Annotated in this window: 19 protein-coding genes; 14 read left to right on the forward strand and 5 right to left on the reverse strand. The window is 62.1% G+C overall.

Features of this window, described 5'->3' with window-relative positions:
• The first annotated feature begins 31 nt into the window (after positions 1-31).
• Together EPO50_RS11165 and EPO50_RS11170 are read left to right on the forward strand one after the other, a co-directional pair.
• Complete coding sequence (locus tag EPO50_RS11165; protein WP_296343924.1) at positions 32-1,027, forward strand: glycosyltransferase family 1 protein; 996 nt, start codon at positions 32-34, stop codon at positions 1,025-1,027.
• Positions 1,027-1,704 carry a class I SAM-dependent methyltransferase gene (locus EPO50_RS11170; protein ID WP_296343926.1) on the forward strand — a complete coding sequence of 226 codons (678 nt, stop codon included), beginning with the start codon at positions 1,027-1,029 and terminating at the stop codon, positions 1,702-1,704. Before EPO50_RS11165 ends, EPO50_RS11170 begins: the two co-directional genes overlap by 1 nt.
• Positions 1,705-1,710: 6 nt before the next feature.
• On the opposite strand, the gene EPO50_RS11175 is transcribed toward EPO50_RS11170, so the two are convergent.
• Positions 1,711-2,772 carry a PIG-L deacetylase family protein gene (locus EPO50_RS11175; protein ID WP_296343927.1) on the reverse strand — a complete coding sequence of 354 codons (1,062 nt, stop codon included), beginning with the start codon at positions 2,770-2,772 and terminating at the stop codon, positions 1,711-1,713.
• A gap of 83 nt (positions 2,773-2,855) precedes the next feature.
• Between EPO50_RS11175 and EPO50_RS11180 the strand changes: the two genes are divergently transcribed.
• From EPO50_RS11180 to EPO50_RS11205, 6 genes are all read left to right on the forward strand, one after another.
• Positions 2,856-4,043: a glycosyltransferase gene (locus EPO50_RS11180; protein ID WP_296343929.1), complete on the forward strand. Its 1,188-nt coding sequence runs from the start codon at positions 2,856-2,858 to the stop codon at positions 4,041-4,043.
• Positions 4,040-5,179 (forward strand): glycosyltransferase, encoded by a 1,140-nt coding sequence (locus tag EPO50_RS11185; protein ID WP_296343931.1) that lies wholly within the window; start codon positions 4,040-4,042, stop codon positions 5,177-5,179. The genes EPO50_RS11180 and EPO50_RS11185 overlap by 4 nt, the downstream gene beginning before the upstream one ends.
• A 1,439-nt stretch (positions 5,180-6,618) precedes the next feature.
• Positions 6,619-7,899 (forward strand): outer membrane beta-barrel protein, encoded by a 1,281-nt coding sequence (locus EPO50_RS11190; RefSeq protein ID WP_296343933.1) that lies wholly within the window; start codon positions 6,619-6,621, stop codon positions 7,897-7,899.
• A gap of 5 nt (positions 7,900-7,904) precedes the next feature.
• Positions 7,905-8,510: a polysaccharide biosynthesis/export family protein gene (locus tag EPO50_RS11195; RefSeq protein WP_296343934.1), complete on the forward strand. Its 606-nt coding sequence runs from the start codon at positions 7,905-7,907 to the stop codon at positions 8,508-8,510.
• Positions 8,511-8,681: 171 nt separating this feature from the next.
• Positions 8,682-11,039 carry an AAA family ATPase gene (locus EPO50_RS11200; RefSeq protein ID WP_296343936.1) on the forward strand — a complete coding sequence of 786 codons (2,358 nt, stop codon included), beginning with the start codon at positions 8,682-8,684 and terminating at the stop codon, positions 11,037-11,039.
• Positions 11,040-11,078: 39 nt separating this feature from the next.
• Positions 11,079-11,726 (forward strand): methyltransferase domain-containing protein, encoded by a 648-nt coding sequence (locus EPO50_RS11205; protein WP_296343939.1) that lies wholly within the window; start codon positions 11,079-11,081, stop codon positions 11,724-11,726.
• Between the two features lie 6 nt (positions 11,727-11,732).
• On the opposite strand, the gene EPO50_RS11210 is transcribed toward EPO50_RS11205, so the two are convergent.
• Entirely contained in the window at positions 11,733-13,013 is a 1,281-nt protein-coding gene (locus EPO50_RS11210) for a nucleotide sugar dehydrogenase (protein ID WP_296343941.1), read from the reverse strand.
• A gap of 220 nt (positions 13,014-13,233) precedes the next feature.
• On the opposite strand from EPO50_RS11210, the gene EPO50_RS11215 reads away from it, so the two are divergent.
• From EPO50_RS11215 to EPO50_RS11230, 4 genes are all read left to right on the forward strand, one after another.
• A complete protein-coding gene (locus EPO50_RS11215; RefSeq protein WP_296343943.1) occupies positions 13,234-14,466 on the forward strand; it encodes an LLM class flavin-dependent oxidoreductase in 1,233 nt (410 codons plus the stop codon).
• A gap of 154 nt (positions 14,467-14,620) precedes the next feature.
• A complete protein-coding gene (locus EPO50_RS11220; protein ID WP_296343946.1) occupies positions 14,621-15,220 on the forward strand; it encodes a methyltransferase domain-containing protein in 600 nt (199 codons plus the stop codon).
• Between the two features lie 13 nt (positions 15,221-15,233).
• Positions 15,234-16,148: a glycosyltransferase family 2 protein gene (locus EPO50_RS11225; protein WP_296343948.1), complete on the forward strand. Its 915-nt coding sequence runs from the start codon at positions 15,234-15,236 to the stop codon at positions 16,146-16,148.
• A gap of 3 nt (positions 16,149-16,151) precedes the next feature.
• On the forward strand, positions 16,152-17,432 hold the full coding sequence (locus EPO50_RS11230; RefSeq protein ID WP_296343950.1) for a glycosyltransferase family 87 protein: 1,281 nt from the start codon (positions 16,152-16,154) through the stop codon (positions 17,430-17,432).
• 15 nt (positions 17,433-17,447) lie between these two features.
• On the opposite strand, the gene EPO50_RS11235 is transcribed toward EPO50_RS11230, so the two are convergent.
• Both EPO50_RS11235 and EPO50_RS11240 read right to left on the reverse strand, forming a co-directional pair.
• Positions 17,448-18,578, reverse strand: coding sequence for an FAD-dependent oxidoreductase (locus EPO50_RS11235; protein WP_296343952.1), 1,131 nt, complete (start codon positions 18,576-18,578; stop codon positions 17,448-17,450).
• On the reverse strand, positions 18,575-19,498 hold the full coding sequence (locus EPO50_RS11240) for a hypothetical protein (RefSeq protein ID WP_296343954.1): 924 nt from the start codon (positions 19,496-19,498) through the stop codon (positions 18,575-18,577). Before EPO50_RS11240 ends, EPO50_RS11235 begins: the two co-directional genes overlap by 4 nt.
• A gap of 270 nt (positions 19,499-19,768) precedes the next feature.
• Between EPO50_RS11240 and EPO50_RS11245 the strand changes: the two genes are divergently transcribed.
• Complete coding sequence (locus EPO50_RS11245) at positions 19,769-20,989, forward strand: iron-containing alcohol dehydrogenase family protein (protein WP_296343956.1); 1,221 nt, start codon at positions 19,769-19,771, stop codon at positions 20,987-20,989.
• A gap of 13 nt (positions 20,990-21,002) precedes the next feature.
• On the opposite strand, the gene EPO50_RS11250 is transcribed toward EPO50_RS11245, so the two are convergent.
• Positions 21,003-22,295 carry a cystathionine gamma-synthase family protein gene (locus EPO50_RS11250; RefSeq protein ID WP_296343958.1) on the reverse strand — a complete coding sequence of 431 codons (1,293 nt, stop codon included), beginning with the start codon at positions 22,293-22,295 and terminating at the stop codon, positions 21,003-21,005.
• Between the two features lie 309 nt (positions 22,296-22,604).
• Between EPO50_RS11250 and EPO50_RS11255 the strand changes: the two genes are divergently transcribed.
• Positions 22,605-23,975 (forward strand): tetratricopeptide repeat protein, encoded by a 1,371-nt coding sequence (locus tag EPO50_RS11255; RefSeq protein WP_296343960.1) that lies wholly within the window; start codon positions 22,605-22,607, stop codon positions 23,973-23,975.
• Positions 23,976-23,981: the final 6 nt, after the last annotated feature.

A 23,981-nucleotide genomic window follows, 5' to 3' on the forward strand; every position in this document is an offset into this window, starting at 1 on the left:
ACAGTGCAGTTTAAGTTTGTGTAGTCTTGCCATGCACACACGGCCGCCTCTCAATCTTTTCTATGAAGAACCCGATGCGGATCGGTGGACACCCTTCGACCGCTATCCGCGGCGTATGGCGCGTTGGGCGCTACGGGGGCCCAAGCAGCCCGGCGGCACGATGCGAGTCTACCTCAACCTGCGGGCGGGGCTCGACCGGCTGGGCGTGCGCTACCGCGACAACGATTTTCGCTATCTTCATGCGCATCCCAACGAATTGGCCTGTGTGATCGGGCAGCCGCTTGTACTCGACAAGCTGCCGAAGCAGACGCCGATCCTCTTTGGCACGTCGATCTACAATCATCCCAACGACAATCCCGACCTGCCACGACAGCGGCCGATTCGCCGCGTGCTGGTGCCATGCGCATGGACGGCGAGCATGTTCTCCACCGTCTGGCCGGGGCTCGTCAGCGCCTGGCCGGCCGGCATCGACACCGACCGATGGTCGTTATCGATGCGGGCCAACAAGGATGTCGATGTTCTGGTCTACGACAAGATCGTGCGCCATCGCGGCCGGTATCTGCGGACCATCGTCGCGCCACTGGTCGCCGAGTTGCGGCGCCGCAATCTCAGCTTCCGGGTCCTGCGGTACGGTTTCTATCGCGAAGAACAGCTTCACAGGCTCAGCCGGCGGGCCCGCTCGATGGTTTATCTTAGTCATCACGAGACGCAGGGCTTGGCGGCACAGCAGATCTTGTCGTCCGGCATCCCGATCCTCGCGTGGGATCATGGCGGCCTGTGGAAGGACCCGACCTATGCGCCGCATCGCGTGCGCTTCGCGCCAGTGACGTCGGTTCCCTACTGGGATGAACGCTGCGGCGTGAAATTCAGGGGCGGTGCCGATCTCCTGCCGGCCTTCGACGAGTTCTGGTTCGGTGTCGAAGCGGGGATCTACACGCCACGCGAGATGATCGTGGAAAGCTTGACATTGGAGCAACGGGCCAGATCCTATCTCGATCTGGTCGATCAGTTCGGTGGAATGTCCTGATGACTGGCACTCTCAAGACATCGCTCAGCAAGATCGCCTATTGGGTGAACGATGTCTTTCCCGGCGCCAAGTCGCTGATCCCGAAGTCACTGCACCGCTTCGTGCTGCTGCGTATCGTTGGCATGAACGATCAGTACGAGAACATGCTGCGGAGGAATCCGGAGCGCCTGTTCCTGCAGAACGAAGCGCTGCCCTGGGTGAGCGCTACCTACAAGCAGGTCCTGTTTGTCGGTACCGCTGTCTATACCTATCAATACGAACGGTTGTTTGCCGACGACCCGAACCGCTACACGACGATCGACCGCAATCCGTCCACCAAGGTATGGGGTAGCAAGCATCACATCGTCGCGCCCATCGAGCAGATCGAACAGTATCGGCCACCCGGATTCTTCGACTGCATCGTCTTGAGTGGCGTGTTGGCCTATCGCATTCCCGAGCACGGTGATTATGGGCTGATCGAGCACGACGATCTTCGGGCGTTGCTGAAGGTCCTTCATGGCGTCCTGCGGCAAGGCGGCCTGCTGCTGGTCGGCTGGAATCTCCGGGATATGACGCAGTCTCTTTCCCAGTTGGGCCTGCTCGAGCCTTACTTTGCCCCAACCGACAAGACGCCGTGGGGACCACGGAAGGAGTTTCCGGGAGATCCGCACGTCTTCGAGTTTTACGAAAGACGTTGAGGCGATTCAGCGGCCGGACGAAGCGCCTTGCTCGGCCTCCCAGTCGGTGATCGTGCCCATGCGGCCGATCGTGCCGAGCTGCACTGGCAACAGGCGGTCGATGATCGACGCCGGTAGGCGCTGACGCAGGGCCAAAGCCAATCGCAAGTACGACGATGTGAAGTCGAACGGGTATCGCCGATGGCGCGGCGGCCCATGTGCTACGAGCCGGTCAGGATAGCTGCGAGTCGCAACGAGCGACGGCGCGTTCTGGCTGACAAAGGCGGCCAGCATGCGCTGCTTGCTCGCGAGTTCGTCCCGATCGAGCCTCACCTTGAGCACGGGCCGGCCATCGACGCCGTCGGGCGTGCCGACATACATGACGAAGAACAGCCACCGCGCGGCCAGGGACAGGACACGATGGGGGGTGTTCAGCAGCGAAACGTAGGGGCTGTATTCGGGAGCCTCGAACAGATCGAAGCAATCGGCTGGGGTTACAATGGAGCTGATCAGCGCAGCGACCATGTCGTGGTGGATGTGGCCGCCCTCGAAGGCCGGCATGACGATCGCAGTCGGATGGAAGTCGTCAATCAGCGCCCTTAGCGCCACCGAAGCACGACGAAGCTTCTCGGGGTCGCGGCTCTCCAACGGCGGCATCAGATTGAGGAACTGCAGGTCGCTCTCGCCGAGGCCGGCCAGGCGCCAGGCTGCACGTGCTTCGGCGGCGCGCCGTTCGGGCAGGCCAGGATTTTCGTCCCTTGCGAGATAGGCGATACGCACGGCGCCGCCCAGGCGGGCGTTCCGAAGACCGAGGCCGCCTGCTGAGATGACGCAATCGTCTTCGTGTGGGGCGAGGATCAGGAGGCGACCGGGCGAGTTCCAGTCCATCCAGCGCTCGATCATTGCGATCCGCGCCAGGGCAAAGCACGAGACGCCGAGGAGGCCTGTGTAGAAAAGGGCAGGGAGAAGCGCGATCCAGAATGCGCCTGTGCTTGTACCTGCTTGGCAGGTAACCAGCCAGAGCAGCGCGGTCACGATCGCCAGCAATACGACCACGATCGACGGCCGGAACCCAATATGGAGCTTCATTCGATCGCGGAGCCCATCCCTGCAACAGCTATGCTATCAATCAACCGGGCACTTCAAGCCCCAGTGAAGCCTCGGACAAGCTCTTGCGCCTCCTTCATGTCGTTCCGACCTACCTGCCGGCGGTGAGATACGGCGGTCCGATCCGTTCGGTCCATGCGCTGTGCCGGGAGCTGGCGGCGGCAGGCCATGACGTCCAGGTCTTCACGACCAACGTCGATGGCTCCGCCGATAGCGACGTGCCGCTGCTGCAGCCTGTCGATCTCGATGGCGTGAAAGTGACGTACTTTCCAAGCCGGATTCTACGCCGTCTCTACTGGTCGCCGCCGATGCAAAGGAGGCTTTCGGCATCGGTTGCAGGTTTCGATGCCGTGCATCTGCACGCCGTCTACCTCTGGCCGATCCTGGCCGGCGCGCGGGCCGCGCGGGCGCATGGCATTCCCTACGTGATCTCGCCGCGAGGCATGCTGGTGCCCGAACTGATCCGGCGTAAGAGCCGATGGGTGAAGCAGGCCTGGATCGGGTTGATCGAGCGCCCGAACCTCGAAGCCGCAGCGGCGATCCACGCGACGTCGACCGTGGAGGCGGAGCACATCGCAAGCTTTGGCTGGCGCCTGCCGCGCATTGCCATGATCCCGCACGGCGTCGACGATCCGCCGCCGCCAACCGCGTCACCGCTGTCGCCGGATGTGGCGGCCGCTATCGCCTGTGGGCCAATGGTCCTGGCGTTCGGCCGGATCAGTTGGGAGAAGGGGCTTGATCGGCTGATCGCGGCGCTCGTGTACGCACCTTCGGTGCGCGCGGTGATTGCAGGTGACGATGCCGATGGCCATGCAGCGTTTCTTGCGTCGGAGGCGACGCGGCTCGGCGTGGCACAACGCCTGACGATCCTGCCGCGCCATGTCAGCGGCGCCGACAAGGAAGCGCTCTTTGCAGCAGCACGCTTGTTCGCCATGACGTCGCTATCGGAGAATTTCGGGATTGCCGCCTTCGAGGCCATGCGGCGCGGCCTGCCGGTGGTGGCGACGCCCGATGTCGGCATGTCTGAGATCGTTCGGGAGATCGACGCCGGTGCCGTCGTCGAGCCGACACCGAAGGCGATTGCAGCGGGGCTCGATACTCTGTTCTCCGATCCCGAAGCCTGCCGTCGTCGAGGCGAAGCGGGACGCCGCCATGTCATCGATCACTATGGTTGGCCTGCCGTCGCTCAACGAATGGCGGAGCTTTATCGCTCGATCGCCGACGTCTCGAAAAGGGAGAGAGCGGCGGCATGATGGAGCTGCTGGAGCGCAGCCCCTTTGACCTCGCGGAGAAGCGGCTCGTTATCATTGCGGACTGGTTGCCACCGGACTTCGGCGCAGTCGGCCAATACATGCAGTTGCGCGCGCAGACGCTGGCGGAGCGGGGGCACGATGTAACGCTGGTTGGACTCACGTCGACCTCGAGCTCAACGGTGTCCGAGGCGAGGGGCAAGGGCTCCCTGACGGAGATCCGCCTTCAGACGCGGCCGGTGCCGCGTGCGTCGATGGCCGGCCGCCTGCTCTGGACCATAAGGACCAATTTGCGGTTACTCACCGCGGCGTTCAGCCGGTTGCGCGCCGCTGACGGCATTCTGTTCACGGGATCTCCGCCGTTCCTGATCCACTTTCTCGTGCCGCTGAAGCCGCTCTGGCGGGGGCGGCTGATCTATCGAATCACCGATTTTCATCCTGAATGCCTGATCGCCGCACAGCCCCGTTCGTCGTGGATGCTGAACGCCATGCTGGCGCTGACGAACTTTTGGCGACGGCGGGTCGATGGCTTCGAGGTCTTGGGGCAGGACCAGGTCCGCCGTCTCTCGGAGGCAGGCATAGCTGCCGATCGCATGGCGCTCGTGCGCGATGGCTCGCCGGTTTTGTTTGAGGCTGGCGGGAAGGCGATGGCGGTACCCGAGGAACTCGAGGGCGCCTGCGTCCTGCTCTACGCCGGCAACTACGGAATCGCCCACGAGGTCGAAACCGTCGCGGCTGGCTACGAGCGTCATCACCGGGAAGGAAGTGGACGAGTTCGGCTGTGGCTTAGTGCCACAGGGGGAGGGGCCGAGACGCTGGCTGCAAGGTTCCAGGAGCGCGGCCTGCCATTCCACCGCTCACCCCCCGTGCCGCTGGATCAGCTGGCCGCTCTATTGCGCACACCGGCAGCCCACTTGGTTACTCTACGTGACACTTTCGTGGGTTTTGTCCTGCCATCGAAGATCTACGCCTGCATCGGGTCGGGTAAGCCCGTGCTTTTCGTCGGCAGTGCAGATTCGGATGTCGACCTGCTCGCGCGCTCCGCTGCGGCCGGCTACTGGCGGGTCGCTTGCGGGGATGCGGTTGCTTTTGCCAGCGCGCTCGAAAATCTCGCCGATCGGGCGAAGAGCGATCGTTAAGCATCTGCTGTAACAGTGAGGTTCAATCCATTGAAAATGAGTGATATTATCCAAAAATAGCCGTAAGTTTATATTTGCATATTGAGTGTGGATTAGAGTTTGCTGCTGCAGAGTTTGATATGGCCTGCTGCAGGCTGGACTTGTGACCTTGGGCCATAAGTGTTCATGCAGAATTTGCTTCGCGGGGCATCAGCATGTGGAGGCTAAGAACTCATCCAAGTTCGCAGACTGCGTGAGGTCTTGGCTTCTTGCGTGCAAATCTGTACTTTGTCTCAAGACTTGGGCGGGGCCGAATCGGGCGAATCGATTCGGACCAAGTGGACGACGAGCGAGCTCCTTCAAATTGGTCGTGACATGAATTCGCTGCACGATCGGGTTGGGTGTCATGGTTAATATTGCAGTCAAGACGCAGGGTCTTGTTGCGCTGTCGGTTCTCCTTTCGGTTACCACAGCCCAAGCCCAGCGTGGACCGGAGCTGGCGCAGGCATTCTCAGGCGCTCCCGAACTTGCACAGGCGCAATCGGGCAATCCCGAGCTTGCCCAAGGGGCGCCGGGCGGTCCGCAGCAAAACCTTGGCGTGCAGCAGGGCGCGAATCCGCTAGGAGGCGCAGGTCCGCTTCAGGGCGCTGGTCCACTCCAGGGTGCGTTGCCTCTCCAAAACGGCGCACCCGAAAGTCCCGCAGGCGGTCCGCAACAGGCTCAGCAAGGCCCGCTTCAGTCGGCAGGCCCATTGCAGGGTGCCGGCCCCCTTCAAGGTTCTACACCGTTGCAGGGTGCAGGCCCTTTGCAAGGTGCAGGCCCTTTGCAAGGTGCGGGGCCTCTGCAGAGCACCGGTCCTCTACAGAACGCTGGACCGCTACAGGCCGCCGCGCCTTTGCAGAATACAGCTCCCAGCTCCGGTAATCTTGGTGGCTTGGAAGGCGTGCAACCGCAACTCGGCGGTCTGGCGTCGTCGTTGACGCCGCCTATCCCAGGTCCTGTCGGTGGCTTGCCTGGCGAAGCCGTGATTCCGGTGGCGCCGGGTAACATGAACCAGCTCGTTGCACAGATGCTAGGTGGACCGAATGGCACGTCGCCTGCGGCACTGGCCAGCATCGTGAACCTCATCGCACCTGACGCAGGACCGGGGCCGACTTCTGCGCCGTCTCCAGGCAGTCCGCCCGTAACCACGCCGGTGTCTAATCCGCCGCCGACGTCGCCCCCTTCGCCGACGCTTCCGCCGCCCACCCAGACGGGGCCGCTACCTCCTGTTTTCGATGTGCCGCCACAGAATCGCACGAGCGGCAGCTGACGCTCCAAGTCCGCGCTGGAATTTCTTCCCGCCGACGCTCGGACCCATTCCCGGATGGCATGCCAGTCCCATGACTATTAGTGCGAGTCGATCGCAATTAGTCTGGTCCCCCGTCCTGGGATGGATCTTGCTGTCGTGCGCCGCCACGATGGCCCAGGCGCAGGACTCTACGCCGGCGCCTGCCGCTCAGACGTTGCAAGAGCAGACACCTCAAGTCGATCTTCCTGCAGTGCTTGGCAATTCTCCCGCTACGGGAGGAGGTGGGGAGGTTACGCGCGGTGAACTCGGCATCGTGATCGGCGCCTTCACGCTTTACCCCATGCTGGACATCCAGGTGGGCTACGACACCAACGTCTATGCGACGCCGGCGCCGACGGTCGGATCGCCGTACACCTACATTCGTCCATCCCTCGAACTCAAGTCGGAGTGGTCGAGGCACGAGATAAGGCTGCTTGCGAACGGAGGCTTCGGCTTCTACCCCTCCGCGACCAGTCAGAACTATCAGAACTACACGTTTCAGTTCGATGGCCGGCTCGACATTCGCAACGACTTCTATGCCACGGGTATGGTTGCTGCCCGACGGGCGACGGAGGCGCTCGGCACACCAAACACCGAATTCGCGTCGGCACCAACGGTGGTCGATACGATTCCCATCGAATTCAGCCTTTACCAGAGGTTCAACCGGTTCTTCTACCGCGCGACGGCCGCCGGGACTCGCTACTGGTACTACGATAACAGCGTAATTTTCTCCGGCGGCTTGCCCGCAACGAGCCGAGACCGCGTCGAGTACGAACAGCGCATTCGGCTCGGATACGAAGTCTCCGATGATCTCGCGTTCTGGGTGTCGCCGAGCCTTCAGCAGCGTGTTTACGACGTCTATATCAACGCCGCAGGCCAGGCGCGCGACTCGACCGGCTGGGGGCTGAACGTCGGTGCAACATGGACAGTCGGGCGGAAGACCAAGCTCGAAGGCTTTGTCGGCTATCAGACGTTGACGTATATCGCCGATGGCAGTTCAACGCCGGCGACCGTGTTTGGCTTGTCGGGCGTCTGGAATGGCTATGAACCGCTGACTATCCGTCCGTCGATCAGCCGGACCATCAACGAGTCGGCTTACAGCGCCTACCAAAATTATGTATCGACCACGATTGGCGTCGATTTTACCTATGAGATACATGACGCTTGGATCGCAGTCGGTGGAACGTCGATCAATACTGCTGACTTCAGTCCGGCGCCGGGCGTAGCCAACACCAATCCGCGCACCGACTATTTCTGGAAGGCCTCTTTTGGTCTTCAGTATATGTTGCGCCCCCAAGTTTCGATCGGCCCGCTCTATGAGCACACGACCGGCTGGACCAGCGACCCGAGTTCAGGTGGGCCACAATACTCGCGCGACCAATTCTCCATTCGTCTAGTGGCAAAGCGGTGATTCACGTGACTGTCAGTACAATCCTTTCCCGCTGTGCCGTGGTGTTTCTGGTGGCGATGTCCCTGGCTGTTTCGGCTTGCGAGCAAACTCCGCCGACCTCGACCGCGACGATCCAGCAGCCATCGCAGGGCACGCAGAACCTGCGGCTTGGAGAATATCGAGTGGCACCGGGAGACCGGCTGCGTGTGGTCGTGCTGTCGGATGCCGAGCTGTCGGGTGAATACGAGGTCGACTCCACGGGTATGATTTCGCCGCGCATGGCGGGCCGCGTCGTGGTCCTCGGCATGTCGACGCCCGAGATCGAGACGACGCTCGCTGACCGCTATCGCAGCGGCGGTTATCTGCGCAGCCCGCGGCTCAGCGTGGATCTCGTGTCACGGCGGCCGTTCTACATCGTCGGCGAAGTGACGCGGCCGGGGTCGTTCCCCTATGTATCGGGCATCAATGTGGTACAGGCGATTGCAATAGCCGGCGGATATACGCGCCGAGCGGCCAAGACCCGCATCACGATCCAGCGCTTCAACGCGACGCTGGGCCAGGAAGAAACGGTAAACGAGGATACGCCCGTGGGACCGGGCGATGTCATTCGAGTGCCGGAGCGTTGGTTTTGACAGTTTAGCGTAAGGATACTCGTCTAGTTACTTGGGGAGAGCGGTGTGGGACCGCTCGAGGCTTGGATGGCGTAGAGGAGGGGCCGCCCGCGGCGATGCCGGTGCGGCAGTCGTGCGAGACGGCATTTTGCGGAGTGTGGTGGGATGGGATCGTTGTCTAGGGCCGACCAGATGCTGGACGAGCCGAATCAGAACCGGATAGTAGCGACGCCCGACGCATCGGCGCTTGCGCCTCTGCGTCCTGCCGACAGCCCGAACGAGTTGTGGGAGTGGCTGCGCCTGCTCAATCGGCGCAAGGCGTTGATTGTTGGTTGTGGCCTCATTGCGACCGCGCTGATGGCGCTGATGCTTGCCCAGGCGACGCCGCTCTACAAGGCGACGGCACGCATCATGCTCGACACCCGGACCTTCAAGGTCGTCAGCACCGAAGCAGCTCTTTCGGGCGTCGACACGCTCAATATGGGCGCCATCCAAAGCGAACTCGAAGTTATTCAATCGGAGTTCCTGATCGGCCGTGTCGTCGACAAGCTCGGCCTCGCCAACAATCCGGAATTCAACGGCACCAAGCCACCGGGCTTCATCGACAACGCGCTGCAGCCGCTACGTGACCTCTGGAGTACGGGCATTTCGACTCTGCTGGCGCCGCCGCCCAAGCCGCAGCAGGCATCAGCGCAGCCGCAGCGCGCCGGCCGTCCGGCCGAGGATAGCGATCCGCGCCGCCGCGCGGCGATCGGTGCCGTCGCCGGTCGTCTCAGCGTGTCGTTGCTCGGCCGCACCTTCGTGATCCTGGTGACGGTGGAAAGCCCCGACGGCACCATGTCGGCACGCATCGCCAACGCGATTGCCGAGGCCTATCTCGCCGATCAGGTCGACAACAAGAACGAAGCCAATCGGCGTGCCACCGAATGGCTCGAACAGCGTTTGGCCGAGTTGCGCCGCAATCTGCAGGTCGCCGAAGAGGCGGTTGCCGCCTACCGGCGTGACAAGGGGCTCGCCGGTAGTCCCGAGGGCACGATTTCGTCGCAGACGCTGGCCGACCTCAACAATCGCTATACCGCCGCCAAGGCCCGCCGTATCGAGCGGGAAGGGCGTTTGGTCGCGCTGAGCAAGGCAAGCCTCAACCCCGGCGAACTGGCCAATATTCCCGAGGTTTCCGGCAACACGACATTGGCGGCGCTGCGCATCCAGGATGTCGAGCTTACCCGCAAAGGCGCGGAACTCTCCGCGCAGCTCGGCGAGAACCATTACAAGATGCAGCAGATCCGCAGCGAGCTTGCCGCGATTCGGTCGCGCTTCCTCACCGAGACGCAGCGCATCACCCTGGCTGTTCGCGCCGAGCTCGATGCGGCGAAGTCCGAGGAAGACGACCTCAAGGAATTGGTCGACAAGGCTTCGGTCGTAGCCGGGACGGCCAGCCAGTACGAGGCCGAGCAGAAGCAGCTCGAGCGCGAAGCGCAGTCGAACCGTACCCTGTACGAAGGCTTTCTCAACCGATTCAAGGAACTGCGCGAGCAGCAGGACATCCAGCGCGCCGACGCACGCATCCTGGCCTATGCCCATCCGTCCGGGGCGCCGTCGTCGCCCAACTATCGCAGCGGCCTGATGATGGCCTTCATCATCGGTTCCATGCTCGGCATGGCCGGCGCCGTGGCTGCCGAGAAACTCGACCGCGTGTTCCGTTCGGCCGCTCAGGTCGAAGAGTCGGTGGGCGTCGGTGTGCTCGGCATGGTGCCGGAAGTCCGGGGGGCTGCGGCGACGCGGTCCAACGTGGTGGCGCACGTGCTCGAGAACACGACGTCGCCCGCCGCCGAATCGATCCGAGCCGTGTTCACGGCCATCAGTCTCGGCAGCCTCGACCGGCCGCCACGCATCGTGGCCGTCACCTCGTCGACGCCGAGCGAAGGCAAGACGACATTCGTTGCCTCGCTGGGTGGCCTGCTGACCAAGATGAACGCCTCGCGGCGCGTGTTGATCGTCGACCTCGACCTGCGCCAGGCACGCCTCTCGGCCGCCCTCGGCCTCAAGGATCGTGGCGGTACGATCGACGAGTACCTCATGGGGCTGAAGACGCTCGAAGAGTGCACCCGGCGCCACGAGCTTTCCGGCGTCGATTACATCTGCGGCCGACCCAACACGCCGAACGCCCCTGAAATCCTCGAGTCGCATGCCATGAAGGCAGCGCTGGGCGTCTTCGCTGAGCGTTACGATCTCGTGATCCTGGACGGTCCGCCGGTCATGGCGGTGTCGGATGCGCGGATTATCTCGCGGCTCGCGGACTACACGGTGTTCATCGTGCAATGGGCGAAGACCCCACGCGAGGTCGTGAAGACCGCCGTGGGCGCGCTGCTCAGCGTGACGAGCCATGTTGGCATCGTCATCAACCGCGTGAACCTCGCCAAGCATGCCCGCTATGGCTACGGCGACCATGGTGACTACTACTCGCGTTATCGCGGCTACTACGGTGCCGGCGCCGACGTGCCGGCCAATGCCGGCGGTCGGCCACCGCTGAAGCTCGCCTCCAAGAAGTAGAGGCGGGCGACGGACGTTGGTCGTCGCGCGGTAACGGACATGGCAGTGCGGCTGAACATAGGCTGTGGTCAGTCGCCGACAGAAGGGTGGTTCAACTACGACAACTCGCCGGCGGTCTGGCTAGCACGCTCGCGTCTGCTGACGGCGTTGCTCGGTCGGACTCGTCTGCTCGATGAGCACAGCATCGCGTTTGCTGAGTTTTGCCGCGGCCATGATGTTCGTTATGCCAATGCCGCGGCACGAATCCCGCATGAGACGGGTTCGGTCGATGCGATCTATTCTTCGCACATGATGGAGCATCTCGACCGCAGCGAAGCCCGGGCCTTCCTGGCGGAGTGTCTGCGGGTGCTGAGGCCTGGTGGCGTGCTGAGGCTTGCGGTGCCGGACTTGCGCAACAACGTCCGGCTGTACCTTGAAGACAACGATGCCGACGCCTTCGTGGACTATCTCCTGTTCGACCTCGACAAGCCACGCGGCCTGCGTCAGCGCCTCAATCGCCTGGTGACGGGCGGTCGCGGCCACCATTGGATTTATGACCGCCAATCTTTGACCAAACTGGTCGAGAAAGCGGGTTTCGCCGATGTCCAAGTCGCTGGTGGAACGTCGACGCGCATCTCAGATCCGGGGGCGCTCGTTCTCGACGAGCGCGACGGGGACACGATCTGCGTCGAGGCGTTGCGGCCCTGACTAGGTTCAGAGACGCCAGAGCGTGACGCCGGACGGCGTCGCGTCGCGGTCGAGCAGGGCAGGGACGTCCGCGACGAAGCCGCCGGACGGCTTCAGGAGTGGTTGGACCAGCTTCCAGCCTCCGTCGCGATAAGCGCGATGGGCAACGGCCACGACTACAGCATCGGCCGGTTTCAACTTGTCCATCGGGGTCAGCGCCAATCCATACTCTTCGTGCAGCAGGTCGCCATCGGCCATCGGGTCGTGGAGCTGTACCGTGATGCCGAAGTCCTCGAGTTCGCGCACGATATCGATCACACGCGTGTTGCGGATGTCCGGCACATTCTCCTTAAAAGTGACCCCCAGCACCGTCACGGCCGGCCGGCCATTGCCGGCCCGACGCATGATGTTGCGGGCCACCCGGTTGGCGACATAGACACCCATGCCGTCGTTGACGCGGCGGCCTGAGTGGATGACGTGCGGATGGTAACCGATCTCTTCGGCTTTATGGGCGATGTAGAAGGGATCAACGCCGATGCAATGGCCGCCGACCAGGCCCGGCCGGAAGGGCAGGAAGTTCCACTTGGTGCCCGCGGCCTCCAGCACGTCCCGCGTATCGACGCCCAGACGGTCGCAGATCAGTGCGATCTCGTTGATCAGCGCAATGTTGACGTCGCGCTGGGTGTTCTCGAGCACCTTGGCGAACTCGGCGATCCGGATCGACGCGGCGCGGTGCGTGCCAGCACTGATGACGCTTCTGTAGGTCGCATCGACGATCTCGAGCGTCTCCGGCGTGTCGGCCGATACGATCTTGAGGATATTGTCGAAGCGGCGCTCCCTGTCGCCGGGGTTGATGCGTTCCGGCGAATAGCCGACGTTGAAGTCGGTCTTCCATTTGAGGCCGGATGCTCGTTCAAGCACCGGTATGCAGACCTCTTCTGTCACGCCCGGATAGACCGTCGATTCGTAGACCACGATATCACCGCGCTTCAGCGCTCGACCGATCGTCGCCGAGGCGCCCTCGAGCGGCCGAAGGTCAGGCTGCTTGCTGGCGTCGATCGGGGTAGGGACAGTGACGATGTGGAAATCCGCTGCGGCGAGATCTTCGGGCTTCGCGGAGAAACGCAGGCCAGGTGCTGCGAGGTCTGCTGGTGCCACCTCGCCGGTGCGGTCATAGCCTTTGGAGAGCTCGGCGATCCGCCGTGGGTCGATGTCGAAGCCCAGGACCTGATAGCCGGCACGGCCGAAACCCGTAGCAACGGGCAGGCCGACATAACCAAGGCCAATGACGGAAATATGCCGCTTCATTCGGCCAATTTCTGACAGGTCAGACGTAGACTGGCATCAACTATGTTGGCCGTTTGGCAGCCGGTTGGAGCGTCTTTGGCGTAGGGCTCGATCTGCCCTGGCTGAGGGATAGTCCGTCCGCTGACCGAAACCGAGAGGACCAAACCCTTTCCCGTTCAGCGCCGGAACGGGCCATGATCTAATCTGATCAGGAATACAACCAGTCTCCAGGAGTTCCCCCATGCATCGGCTCAAATTCGGCGCCTTCCTCGCCCCACATCATCCGATCGGCGAGAATCCGAGGCTGCAGTTCCGCCGGGACCTCGATTTCGTCGAGCAGCTCGATGCGCTGGGCTATGACGAATTCTGGTGCGGCGAGCATCATTCCAGCGGTTGGGAGATGATCGCATCGCCCGAGATGTTCCTTGCGGCGGCCGGTGAGCGCAGCAAGAGGATTATGCTCGGCACCGGCGTGGTCTCGTTGCCCTACCACCATCCATTCAACGTCGCGCAGCGCATGGTGCAGCTCGACCACATGACGGGTGGCCGCGCGATGTTCGGGTCGGGTCCCGGCGCTCTGCCGTCCGACGCCTATACGCTCGGTATCGATCCGATGGTCCAGCGCGATCGTCAGGATCATGCGATCGGCATCATCCGGCGTCTGTTCAAGGGGGAAAGGGTCACCGACAAGACCGACTGGTACACGATGCAGGATGCTGCCCTTCAGCTCCTGCCGTTGCAGGAGGACATGCCGTTCGTGGTGGCCTCGCAGATCAGCCCGTCGGGCATGACCCTGGCCGGAAAGTACGGCATCGGCATCATCTCGCTCGGCTCGATGTCCAGCGAGGGCTTGATGGCGCTGCCGACCCAGTGGGGTTTTGCCGAAGATGCGGCGAAGAAGAATGGCCATACCGTCGACCGTAAGAACTGGCGTGTGCTGCTGAACTGGCATGTGGCGGAGACGCGCGAGAAGGCGCGAGAGCAGGCGCGGCATGGGCTGTTGCGCTGGCACAACGAATACATCGTCGGCACGCTGCAACGGCCGGGCGCCACACCCTTCTCCTCGCCGGACGATGCCGTGGACAAGACGGGCTTCGTGGAAGGCTCGGCGGCCACGATCGGGACGCCCGACGACCTCGTGAAGATGATCAAGGACGTCTACGCCAAGAGTGGCGGCTTCGGCACGGTGATCGGTTTCGTGCACGATTGGGCCAATCCGGAGGACACCCGCCGGAGCTGGGACATGGTGGCGCGTTACGTGATCCCCGAGATCAACGGTTACGTGGCCAAGCTGCGTGAATCGCAGAAGTATCTGATCGACAATCGCGCCGTCTTCGAGCGTGCCCAGCAGGCGATCATGGCCAAGATCATGCAGAACGATGCAGCGGCCGAGGCGCTAAAGCACACCAAATCGCCGCGCTTTGCGGCGGCATCGGCGGCAGTTCCCGACTTTGAGAAAGCCAAAGCAAAGTAAGAGCTTTCGGCTTTAGGAACATAAACGTAAGAGCAGGATGGCGCCCGTTGTGGCGCCATCCGTCGTAGTGGCTCTCGTTTGGAATCCAGGGGAGAATAAGTCCGGCAGTGCGCAAATTCTTTGATCCATACCTTCGCTTCGCTATAGTATAAAAATGCATCCGAACTGCAGGATACTCTACGAAAAGTATGCAACGCCTCTATTTCATCCTGGAATGAGGGTTCTGGAGATCGGGCCGGACAAGTTTCCGACCACCCTGCAGGATATTTCCCATCGACCCGGTATCGCGTGGGACGTCTTGGGACTGGAGCCAGATCCTCAATTGCAGATCGTTGCAAAGAGCGAATACGAGTACCCGGTTCCCGAGGCGAGCTACGATGCGGTCGTTGCCGCGAATGTTCTGGAGCACGTCCGCAAACCGTGGGTATGGATGCGGGAGTTGTCGCGCGTCGTTCGACCTGGGGGCTACATTGTGACGGTCAACCCGGTGAGTTGGCCCTATCATGAGGCGCCTATTGATTGTTGGCGTGTCTTTCCGGATGGAATGCAGGCGTTGCTCGATGACGCCGGACTTGAGATGGTCGTGAACCGTTTCGAATCTCATGAGCCCGTACGTTCCAAGCGCGATACGCCTGGCCGCTCGATCACTGCTTATGGATGGAAGCACCAGTTCGTCGATCGCCTGCTGGGTTGGATTGGCTACCCGCAGGAGAGGGCCTACGATCTCATAACCATCGCGCGCCGCCCTCTGTGATGGGGAGCGGATAGTGTCGGAGATCGAGTTGGCTGAGCGACCAATGGTGTCGGTCGTCATTGCAACACTCAATCGCGAGGCGATGCTTTGTCGAACGATCGAAGTGCTGCTCAGCCGCGAAGACTACGCCCCCTTCGAACTGATCGTGATCGATCAGACCGTGCAACATGAAGAGGCCACTAATCGATATCTCGAGAGCGTGAGTTCGCGCATCGTCTACAGACGCGCTAGCTACAAGAGCTTGCCGCGCGCGCGCAATGAAGGCTTGGCAGTCGCCAAGGGCGAAATCGTCGTTTTCATCGACGACGACGTGGAAACGGGGGACGGATTCCTCGCCGCCCATATTGCCCCCTATGCTGACGAGAAGGTCTGGGTCGTAACCGGTCCTTCGCCTCTCCCGGGAGAGCCATTGAAGAGCCGGGACGAGATTTCCGAGGAAGAGTACGAGAAGCTGCTGATCGACGACCGCCTGCTGCTGAATGTCGATTTCGACTTCTCGCCGTGCAGTTGGGCTGTTGGCTGCAATCTATCCGTACGCAAGTCGGCCGCCGTTCTGGTCGGTTGCTTTGACGAGCACTTCGTGGCCAACGCCATCGGTGAGGATGCCGAGTTCTGCTATCGAATCAGAAAGCATGGCGGCACGATCTACTATGCTGGCCGAGCCGCATTGGTGCATTTCCAGGATCCAAGTGGCGGCTGCCGCACTGATGTAGGCGCCGACTATGTCCGGATGGCTGCGTATAACCTGAACTACTTCTACCGGGCTATCGGCGGCCGTTTGCCCGCCATTCTGAGGGCCAACTGGAGGGTCTATCGTCAGTACGTACTGAACAGAGACAATCTCCCGAGGACTATCCCCTTGCATTTCGCCTACCTGGCCGGGCTCTACCGCGGGCGACGCCAGCCGCGCTGGAACGCAGGCTCCTGATACATGCAGATCGGCCCGCCGATGCGGCGTTGGATGAAGCAGGCTGCCGTAGTCGCCAATGCAATCTATTCGGGCCGGACAGCGTGTTCGGCAAAGCTGCTGCTGGGCGTCGCCGCGGCCTTTTGCGCCGTCGTCGGCATCTATGATGTACTGACCATCACTCTCTTCTTGTCCGGGGGGCCTCTGATCGGCCCGCAGCGTTGGGTTCTGTTCCCGGATTTTCTCGTGTTTCACGCCGCGGCGCGCGCGTTCTTTGAGGGAAACCTCTCGATCATCTATGATTTCTCGGCGTTCGTTGCTTACGAGAATCGGATCTACATCGACCGGTTTCCATCGCCCGTCGGATTTCGACCTTTCCTCTATCCTCCGGTCTGGCTCCTCCTGATATTGCCAGTGGCGCTTCTCGGAGTTGCGGCTGCGTATGGCGCGTTCATGGCCACGACAGCCGCCATTTCGTTCGTCCTGGTCGGGCGCTCGGATATCTACGGATGGTTGGCCGTGATCACTTCTCCGGCCGCGCTCTGGACGATGATCTCGGGGCAGAATGCCTTCCTGACGGTCGGCCTTTTCTATGGTGGCATGGGCCTGCTGACGCGCTCTCCGGCGGCCGCCGGTATCCTGTTGGGTATCCTGTCATACAAGCCCCAGCTCTGGATTCTCATTCCAGTGGCCTTGGTCGCCGGCCGGCACTGGAAGGCGCTCGCCTACACGATCGGTACTGCACTGGGACTGTCTCTGATCAGTCTATTGGTCTTCGGCTTTGATTTCTGGCTCCGCTTCTTCGAGATGACACGGGAAGCGTCGTCACCCGAGATCGTGAACATGATGTTCAGGGATGTATCGATCTACATGACGACGATCCTGGCTGCCGCACGCATTCTTGGCGTTGCCCCGGACGTCGCGGGGGCGCTCCATATTGCAGGGGCGCTCGCCGGCATCGGAATGGTTTGGTTCGCCTTTAGGCGCTATTCGCACAGCAACGAGCGGACGGCTGTCCTTGCCGCGGGCACGCTTCTGCTGACGCCATACCTGGTCAACTACGACATGTTGATGTTGATGCCGGCTGTCGTTGCGATTTTTCGCCGTCGGATGACGTCAAGGATCTATCCGCTCGAACTTTTGTTCTTTGTCGGACTTTGGGTGATTCCCAACGTTGGCGTCCGCTTCAACATCTATCAGATGCCGCTGTTTCCGATTTTCGTGGTGGGTTTCACCTACCTGGCTTTTATCACCTTGAGAGCGATGAACCAGGGGACGTCGCCATGCTGGCCTTTCAAAGGATAGTCCGGGTGGCCGCAATCAGCCGTGCCTTCTGAGCCACCGTCGAACGCCCAGTAGCGATTGGTTGATGACCTGGTGCATGTCCAGATACTGGTACAGGCCGCAGCGGCCGATGAAAGTGATCTGCGGAGTCTCGTCAGCAAGCTTGGCGTACTGCTCGTAGATCTTTTGGAAACGGCCATCGCTGGTGCGGACCGGGTAGTATCGCTCGAAATCATTGTCAGTGTAGTCGCAAGCCTCTTCGCGAGTATGGGTACCGCTGGCCAGTCCATTGTCGTGATGAGGCAGCATGTGCCATGCCGTTTCCCGGGTCCAAAGTCCGCTGTCCGTGAAGTTGGTTACGGCCCAACTCATCTCCGGCTGCTTCACCTTTGTCGCGTGTTCGAACCGGATGGAACGATAGGGCAAGGGGCCGAAACACCCTGAGTAGTATTCGTCGATTGGCACACTCAAGAAAGCGGCCTCGTAGTCTCGCCCCATACCGCGGCAGAAAGCCTGGCCAAGCTCGACCTTGATGTTCGCGTGGTCGAGGATCCGCTCGAATATGGCTGTGTAGCCATGGCGCGGCATGAGCTGGAAGCGGTCCTGGGGGAAGTATCGATCTTCATCGTCGAAACGGAGCGGCAATCGCTTCACAACGTCGGCGTCGAGTTCCTCCAGATCGAGTGCCCACATCTTCTTCGTGTAAGGACGAAAGAACAGGTCAGTCAGCTCTTTGCCGATTCGGCTGTGCAAATAGTCGGCTGCATGGGCTGGGTGCTCGATCTCGGTCGAGACGCGTGCCAAGAGGGCCTGTGCCGCCTCAGCATCCGCGAGATGGACACCGAAGACGATCTCCAGCGTGCGGCGATTGATCGGCAAGGGCGCGGTAAGGCCCGAGGGCAACAGCGCTCGCACGCGGTGATCGTACCGCACCCAGTCACCCCAGCGAGCGAGCCAATGGACGACCTCCTCGTTGTTGGTGTGGAAGAGGTGCGGACCGTAACGATGTATGCGCGTGCCACTTTGATCGACGAAATCGTAGGCATTACCGCCGATATGGTCGCGCTTATCCAAGATGGTGACGGAGTGGCCGGCTTCGGCAAGATTTCGGGCGTAAGTCGCCCCCGCAAAACCGGCGCCGACGACAAGGATTCGCTGCCCGGTCATTTCAGTCCCAGCATGCGATCGATCTCGGCGATGACACTGGCCGATCCATCAGGTGAGAACTTGCGGGCGAAATGCGATCGAAGCTTACGAATTGGCCCGAGGTCCTCCATCTCTATCGTGCGAGGATGAGAGACTTGGCCCAGCCAGTTCGTGTACCGCTTGTTGTCCTTGCAGATTCTAAGCCCGGGTTGGTTGGCGAGGATCGTGTGATGCACGGCCTCCTCGGGACACAGTCGCCCCTTGAAGTGCTCGAACGTCCTGTGGTGGTCCTTTGCTGCCGTCATCAGTATGTCCGCGACCTTGCCGTTCCCCGTAAACCAGAAATCGCCTGCGTAGCATTTCCAAGTCGGCGAGAAGGGCTGGAAGGGGCTGAGGAGCAACCTGTTGCGGATGATGATCTGGCGGTGCGTGTAAGTCAGGCGCTTGGTGAGGGAGGGGTAGCGGAACTCTTTCGAGATGTAGCGGTCGTATACCATACGCCGCCATTCCACCGGATGGGTGCCCATGCAGCTATGTGCCGGATTCTCGATCGGCGTTGGATTCAGTTCCGCGAGCTGGTGATCGAGATAGAGATCGAAGGGGCCTTGCCGCAACTCAGATATGACGTCGTCGCTCGACATCACGGGGTAATCTGCGGCGCTCAGAAGCGTGAACCATTCTGGTGAACTGCGCTGGTAGAGCAGTTTCAAGGCTGCCAGCACGGCATAGATGCAGGCGACGTCCGACCATTTGGTTTTGATGCTGGGCTCTACAAAGCCGACATTGTCCGAGAACCAGGCGGTATCAACGGTCGTCTGGGAGAAGTCATGATGAATGGCGATGGCGGGATGGTCGTATAGGCGGTTAAGCGTGGCCACCAGGCGCGCGAGCTGGTCCGGCGCAGCATGCGAAAGAATGAGAAATCCGAGAGGGGATGGCATGAAAGCCTAAGGGCTCGGCGCCTTGACGAGGAACAGCGATTCGTCCTCGTGTTGATGGAGTAACTGCAAACCGGCGGCCTTCAGGCGTTTCCTGACCTAGTACTGAACGGTAACGAGTGGTCCAAGGGCTGGAAAGTAAATTCTGCACAGGCGATGTGCCTTGCTATAGCGGCGCATGCAGACCTCACTCCTCGAAAGCCTCGTCGCCCAATCAGTGGACGCCGCGCAAGTCGCATCCAATAGTGGAGCCCTCGTCACTGAAAGACCATCATGAATAACCCTGTAGCGTCCTCCCTGGATTTTCGCGTCGTCAGCTATCCCGTCCGCGTCTATAGCGGGCAGGATGCGCTGGAGAGCCTGCCTGCCGAAGTCGGCCGGCACCGCGCCAAACGCGCTTTCGTCGTCTGCGGTCGCTCGGTATCGCGCAACACGCCGCTCGTGGCACACATCCGCGATCTGCTCGGCGAACGGTTCGCCGGCCTCTACGACGAGATGGGTAAGGACTCACCCATCGAGGACGTGGTCGCCGCGGCCGACAAGGCGCGGGCGGCGGGGGCCGATCTCCTGATCGCCGTCGGTGCCGGCAGCGTGCTCCAGGGCACGCGCGTGGTCGCCGTCTTGCTGGCCGAGAAGGAGCCAGTTGAGCAACTGATCACGCAGTATCCGCCGGGACGGCCCGCGATCAGCCCCAAGCTGATGGCGCCCAAGCTGCCGATCATCAACGTCCTCACCGTGGGCTCCTCGGCGCAGAACCGCGCCGGCTCGGCGGTGAAGTCGGAGAGCCTCGGCCGCCGCATGGAATTCTTCGATCCCAAGACGCGGCCGGTGGCGCTGTACTGGGACAATGACGCGCTGCTGACGGCGCCGACCTCGATGGTTTGCGCCAGCGGCGGCGCGATCTATTGGCGCGCGATCATGAACATGGGGTACACGCAGGCTGCGCCGTTGGCTGACTTCGCCCGGCGGCAGGCGTTCGAGCTGATGAGCCGGGCGCTGCCGCGTCTCAACGATCCGCGCGACGTCGCCGCGCGCAACGATCTCTGCCTCGCGACCTTCCTGCAGAACCGCGAGGTCGACGATGGTGGCGCGCCGGTCCGGCATTGGGTGAGCCGCGTCGTCTATGCCTTCGCGTCCAGCCTGTTCAATCTCCACGGCCATGTCTCGCAGGGCGCGGCGCATTGCGCGCTGACGCCGACGGTCATGCGCCGACTGGGCAACCGCGACCCGCAGGAGATGTGCGCGATCGCCAAAGCGCTCGGCGTCTGGAAGGAGGGCGACCCGGTTGCCGACGCGCCGTTCCGCGCGGCCGATCAGCTCGAGAAGGTGTTCGCCTCGATCGGCATGCCAGCCACCCTCGGGTCGCTCGACGTGCCTCAATCCAGCGTCGATGCGATCCTCGAACCCTCACTGAAGAACTTCAATGCCGACCCGAAGCAGGAGTTCGTGAAGGAGAGGGACCTGTTGCGAGAGGTGTTGGTGGCGGCTTGGTAACTTCTGGGACGTCTTACCTCATGGTGGTTCCTGCCAATGCCTGTGTGAGATCGGCAATCAGGTCGTCGGGATGTTCGATGCCGACCGACAGACGTATCGTCGTGTCCAGAACGCCGATGCGGTCGCGCACCTCGGCCGGGACACCGGAGTGGGTCATGGCGGCGGGGTGACTGGCGAGTGACTCGGTGCCGCCGAGGCTGACGGCCAGCTTGAAGATCTGGAGTGCGTTGAGGAAGGCGAAGGCCTCTTTCTCTCCGCCCTTGATGTCGAATGAAAAGGTAGAGCCCGCACCGGTACACTGCCGGGCAAAGACCGCCTGTGCGGCCGAGCCTTCTTCCAAGAACTCCAGGTAGTGGACTTTGCCGACCTTGGGATGGTCGCGGAGATATTCGGCAACGAGCCTGGCGTTGGAGTTCGCGCGCTCCATCCGCAGCCCGAGCGTCTCGAGCGAGCGGCCCAGCATCCAGCAGGAGTGCGGATCGAGCTGCGTGCCCAGGCTGCCGCGCAGCGCCTTGATCGGCCCGATGGTCGCCTTCGAGCCCAAAGTGGCGCCGGCGATGAGGTCGGAGTGGCCGCCAACGTACTTGGTCAGCGAGTAGACCGAGACGTCGGCGCCGTGGGCGAGGGGGCGCTGGAACACCGGGCCGAGCAAGGTGTTGTCGCACACCAGGACAGGCTGGAAGCCTTGAGCGACCCCGATCTCGTCGGCGATTTTCCGCAGCAGCTTGATGTCGACGAGCGTGTTGGTCGGATTGGCCGGCGTCTCGGTCATGATGACCGATATCCGCCCTTTGCCACGCGCCTCTTGCACGGCCGCGCGGACGGCGGACTCATCGACGCCATCGACGAAGCCGACGGCGGCGATGCCGAAACCTGCCATCGTGCGCGAGAGCAGCGTCTCGGTTCCACCATAGAGCGGCTGGGAATGCAGGATGACATCGCCGGGACGGGCGAAGGCGAGGATCGTCGTGGAGATCGCCGACATGCCGGATGAAAACAGCACGCAGGATTCAGCGCCCTCATAGACGGCGAGCCTGTCCTCGACGATCTCGCTGTTGGGGTGGTTGAAGCGGGAATAGACCAGCCCTGCCGCACTACCCTTTGGCGGCTGCTTGCGGCCCGAGGCGTAGTCGAAGAAGTCGCGGCCTTCCTCGGCCGAGCCGAATACGAAGGTGGAGGTGAGGAAGACGGGCGGCTTTACCGCGCCCTCCGACAGGACCGGATCGAAGCCATAGCTGAGCATCAGGGTCTCGGGCTTCAGGGCATGGTTGCCGATATGCGTCTTGGACGGGCGCGGAGCGGTCATTAGGTGCCTCCTGTGGGGGTAGCGCTTGGATGTCCCGCTCCGCACGGGACGATGTCGCTGGGTGACTTCACACGAAGTGCATCCGGCATCACCCATAGTTGAGGGACGCGATGGGACCTTGGTGCCGAAAATATCACGCTTCGTGCTAGTGGTGAATGAATACGCTGCGTATTGTGTTCAGGGGGACTGCCTAGACTGGATAGGGTGGGGATGATTGGGGGATGCCGGGAAACTGGGGCCACTGGGCCCGACCGTCAGACGAGCTTCCATGGTCTGTTGCCCCTCGTGTCACGCCTCGGCGGGAGGGGCTTGCGTCGCGCTGTCGCTGGCCTGGTCGGTAGCCTGCTTTGCGGCCTTGTCGTCTGCTTGTTGCCGTTGAATGCTCCTCGGGCCCAGACCACCGGTCAGGGAGCCGGCAGTGCCGGTGACCTGCAGCAGCGGTACGATGCGGCCTTCGAGGAGATGGTCAGAAAGCCGGCCGATCTCGACGCACTTTTCACGTTCGCGACGCTGGCCAGCCAGAATGGCGACCTGGAGGGCGCGATTTCGGCGCTCGAGCGCATGCTGCTGATCAATCCCGATCTGCCTCGCGTGCGGCTGGAACTTGGCGTTCTCTACTATCGGTTGGGTTCCTACGAGGTCGCTCGGACCTACCTCGAGACGGCGCTGCAGTCGTCCGCCTTGCCGCCCGATGTGCGCAGCCGCGCCGAGCAGTTCATGGCCGAGATCCAGAAGCGGCAAAGCCGGTCGCGTTTCTCGGGCGAGTTCTTCCTGGGGACACGCTATCAATCCAACGCCAATCTCGGTCCGCCGACCTCCTCGGTGCGGTTGTTTGGCCAGGTCGCCAACCTCAATCAGGCGGCTGTCGGCACCGGCGACTGGGGCGCCGTCGGCTCGATCCAACTGCGCCACGCCTACGATCTCGGTACCCAGGATCGAGCGACCATCGAAAGCCAGTTCACCGGCTACGCCAACCGGCAGTTCACCCTGCAGACGGCCAATGTCAGCCTGCTCGACTTCACCACCGGGCCGCGCTTCCAGATCCTGCAGGGCCTGTTCGAGGATGTCTCGATCAAGCCGTTCGCCACCCTGGGCTACATCTGGGTGAACGACACGCCGTACTACGGCAGCTACGGCGCCGGGCTGGAGACGGGGGTGCTGCTCAGCGATCGGGTGCGCAATACCTCGGTGTTCGTGTGGCGTCAGCAGAACTACCCGGACACCAGCTATCTGCCGGCCAATAGCCAGTATACCGGCCTGCAGCTCTCGGGCAGCACGACCTTCCAGTACCAGATCAACGATCTGCTGGCGGTCTATGCCATCGGCAACGCACAGCGCTATCAGACGCAGCAGACAACGTGGCTCAACTATACTCTGTGGGGCGTCGGCGGTGGGCTGGCCTTCCGCTTCGCCGATCCGTTGTTCAGGTCGCAGATGGCGTGGGGCATCAACCTGTCGGTCAACCAGCAATGGTGGACCTATGACGCCGCCGACCCGATAATAGATCCCAGCACGATCCGCACCCAGAGCGACACGATCATCAACCTGGTGTTGACCGTGCCATTCGACGAGCGCACCACCTTCAGCGTCTCAGCCGGCCGTTTCAACCGCGCCTCGTCGCTGCCCAATTATGCGTTTACGGACAACAGCGTCCTGTTCGGCGTGAGCTGGCGTTTCTAGCGCCGG

Source organism: Reyranella sp. (assembly GCF_004297405.1).
In the GTDB taxonomy this organism is placed as follows: Bacteria; Pseudomonadota; Alphaproteobacteria; order Reyranellales; family Reyranellaceae; genus Reyranella.

Bases quoted from the DNA above. Each gene is read 5' to 3' on its own strand.
- EPO50_RS11165 (WP_296343924.1), top strand. From the start codon at position 32: ATGCACACACGGCCGCCTCTCAATCTTTTCTATGAAGAACCCGATGCG.
- EPO50_RS11170 (WP_296343926.1), top strand. From the start codon at position 1,027: ATGACTGGCACTCTCAAGACATCGCTCAGCAAGATCGCCTATTGGGTG.
- EPO50_RS11175 (WP_296343927.1), bottom strand. From the start codon at position 2,772: ATGAAGCTCCATATTGGGTTCCGGCCGTCGATCGTGGTCGTATTGCTG.
- EPO50_RS11185 (WP_296343931.1), top strand. From the start codon at position 4,040: ATGATGGAGCTGCTGGAGCGCAGCCCCTTTGACCTCGCGGAGAAGCGG.
- EPO50_RS11190 (WP_296343933.1), top strand. From the start codon at position 6,619: ATGGCCCAGGCGCAGGACTCTACGCCGGCGCCTGCCGCTCAGACGTTG.
- EPO50_RS11200 (WP_296343936.1), top strand. From the start codon at position 8,682: ATGCTGGACGAGCCGAATCAGAACCGGATAGTAGCGACGCCCGACGCA.
- EPO50_RS11205 (WP_296343939.1), top strand. From the start codon at position 11,079: ATGGCAGTGCGGCTGAACATAGGCTGTGGTCAGTCGCCGACAGAAGGG.
- EPO50_RS11210 (WP_296343941.1), bottom strand. From the start codon at position 13,013: ATGAAGCGGCATATTTCCGTCATTGGCCTTGGTTATGTCGGCCTGCCC.
- EPO50_RS11215 (WP_296343943.1), top strand. From the start codon at position 13,234: ATGCATCGGCTCAAATTCGGCGCCTTCCTCGCCCCACATCATCCGATC.
- EPO50_RS11220 (WP_296343946.1), top strand. From the start codon at position 14,621: ATGCATCCGAACTGCAGGATACTCTACGAAAAGTATGCAACGCCTCTA.
- EPO50_RS11230 (WP_296343950.1), top strand. From the start codon at position 16,152: ATGCAGATCGGCCCGCCGATGCGGCGTTGGATGAAGCAGGCTGCCGTA.
- EPO50_RS11235 (WP_296343952.1), bottom strand. From the start codon at position 18,578: ATGACCGGGCAGCGAATCCTTGTCGTCGGCGCCGGTTTTGCGGGGGCG.
- EPO50_RS11240 (WP_296343954.1), bottom strand. From the start codon at position 19,498: ATGCCATCCCCTCTCGGATTTCTCATTCTTTCGCATGCTGCGCCGGAC.
- EPO50_RS11245 (WP_296343956.1), top strand. From the start codon at position 19,769: ATGAATAACCCTGTAGCGTCCTCCCTGGATTTTCGCGTCGTCAGCTAT.
- EPO50_RS11250 (WP_296343958.1), bottom strand. From the start codon at position 22,295: ATGACCGCTCCGCGCCCGTCCAAGACGCATATCGGCAACCATGCCCTG.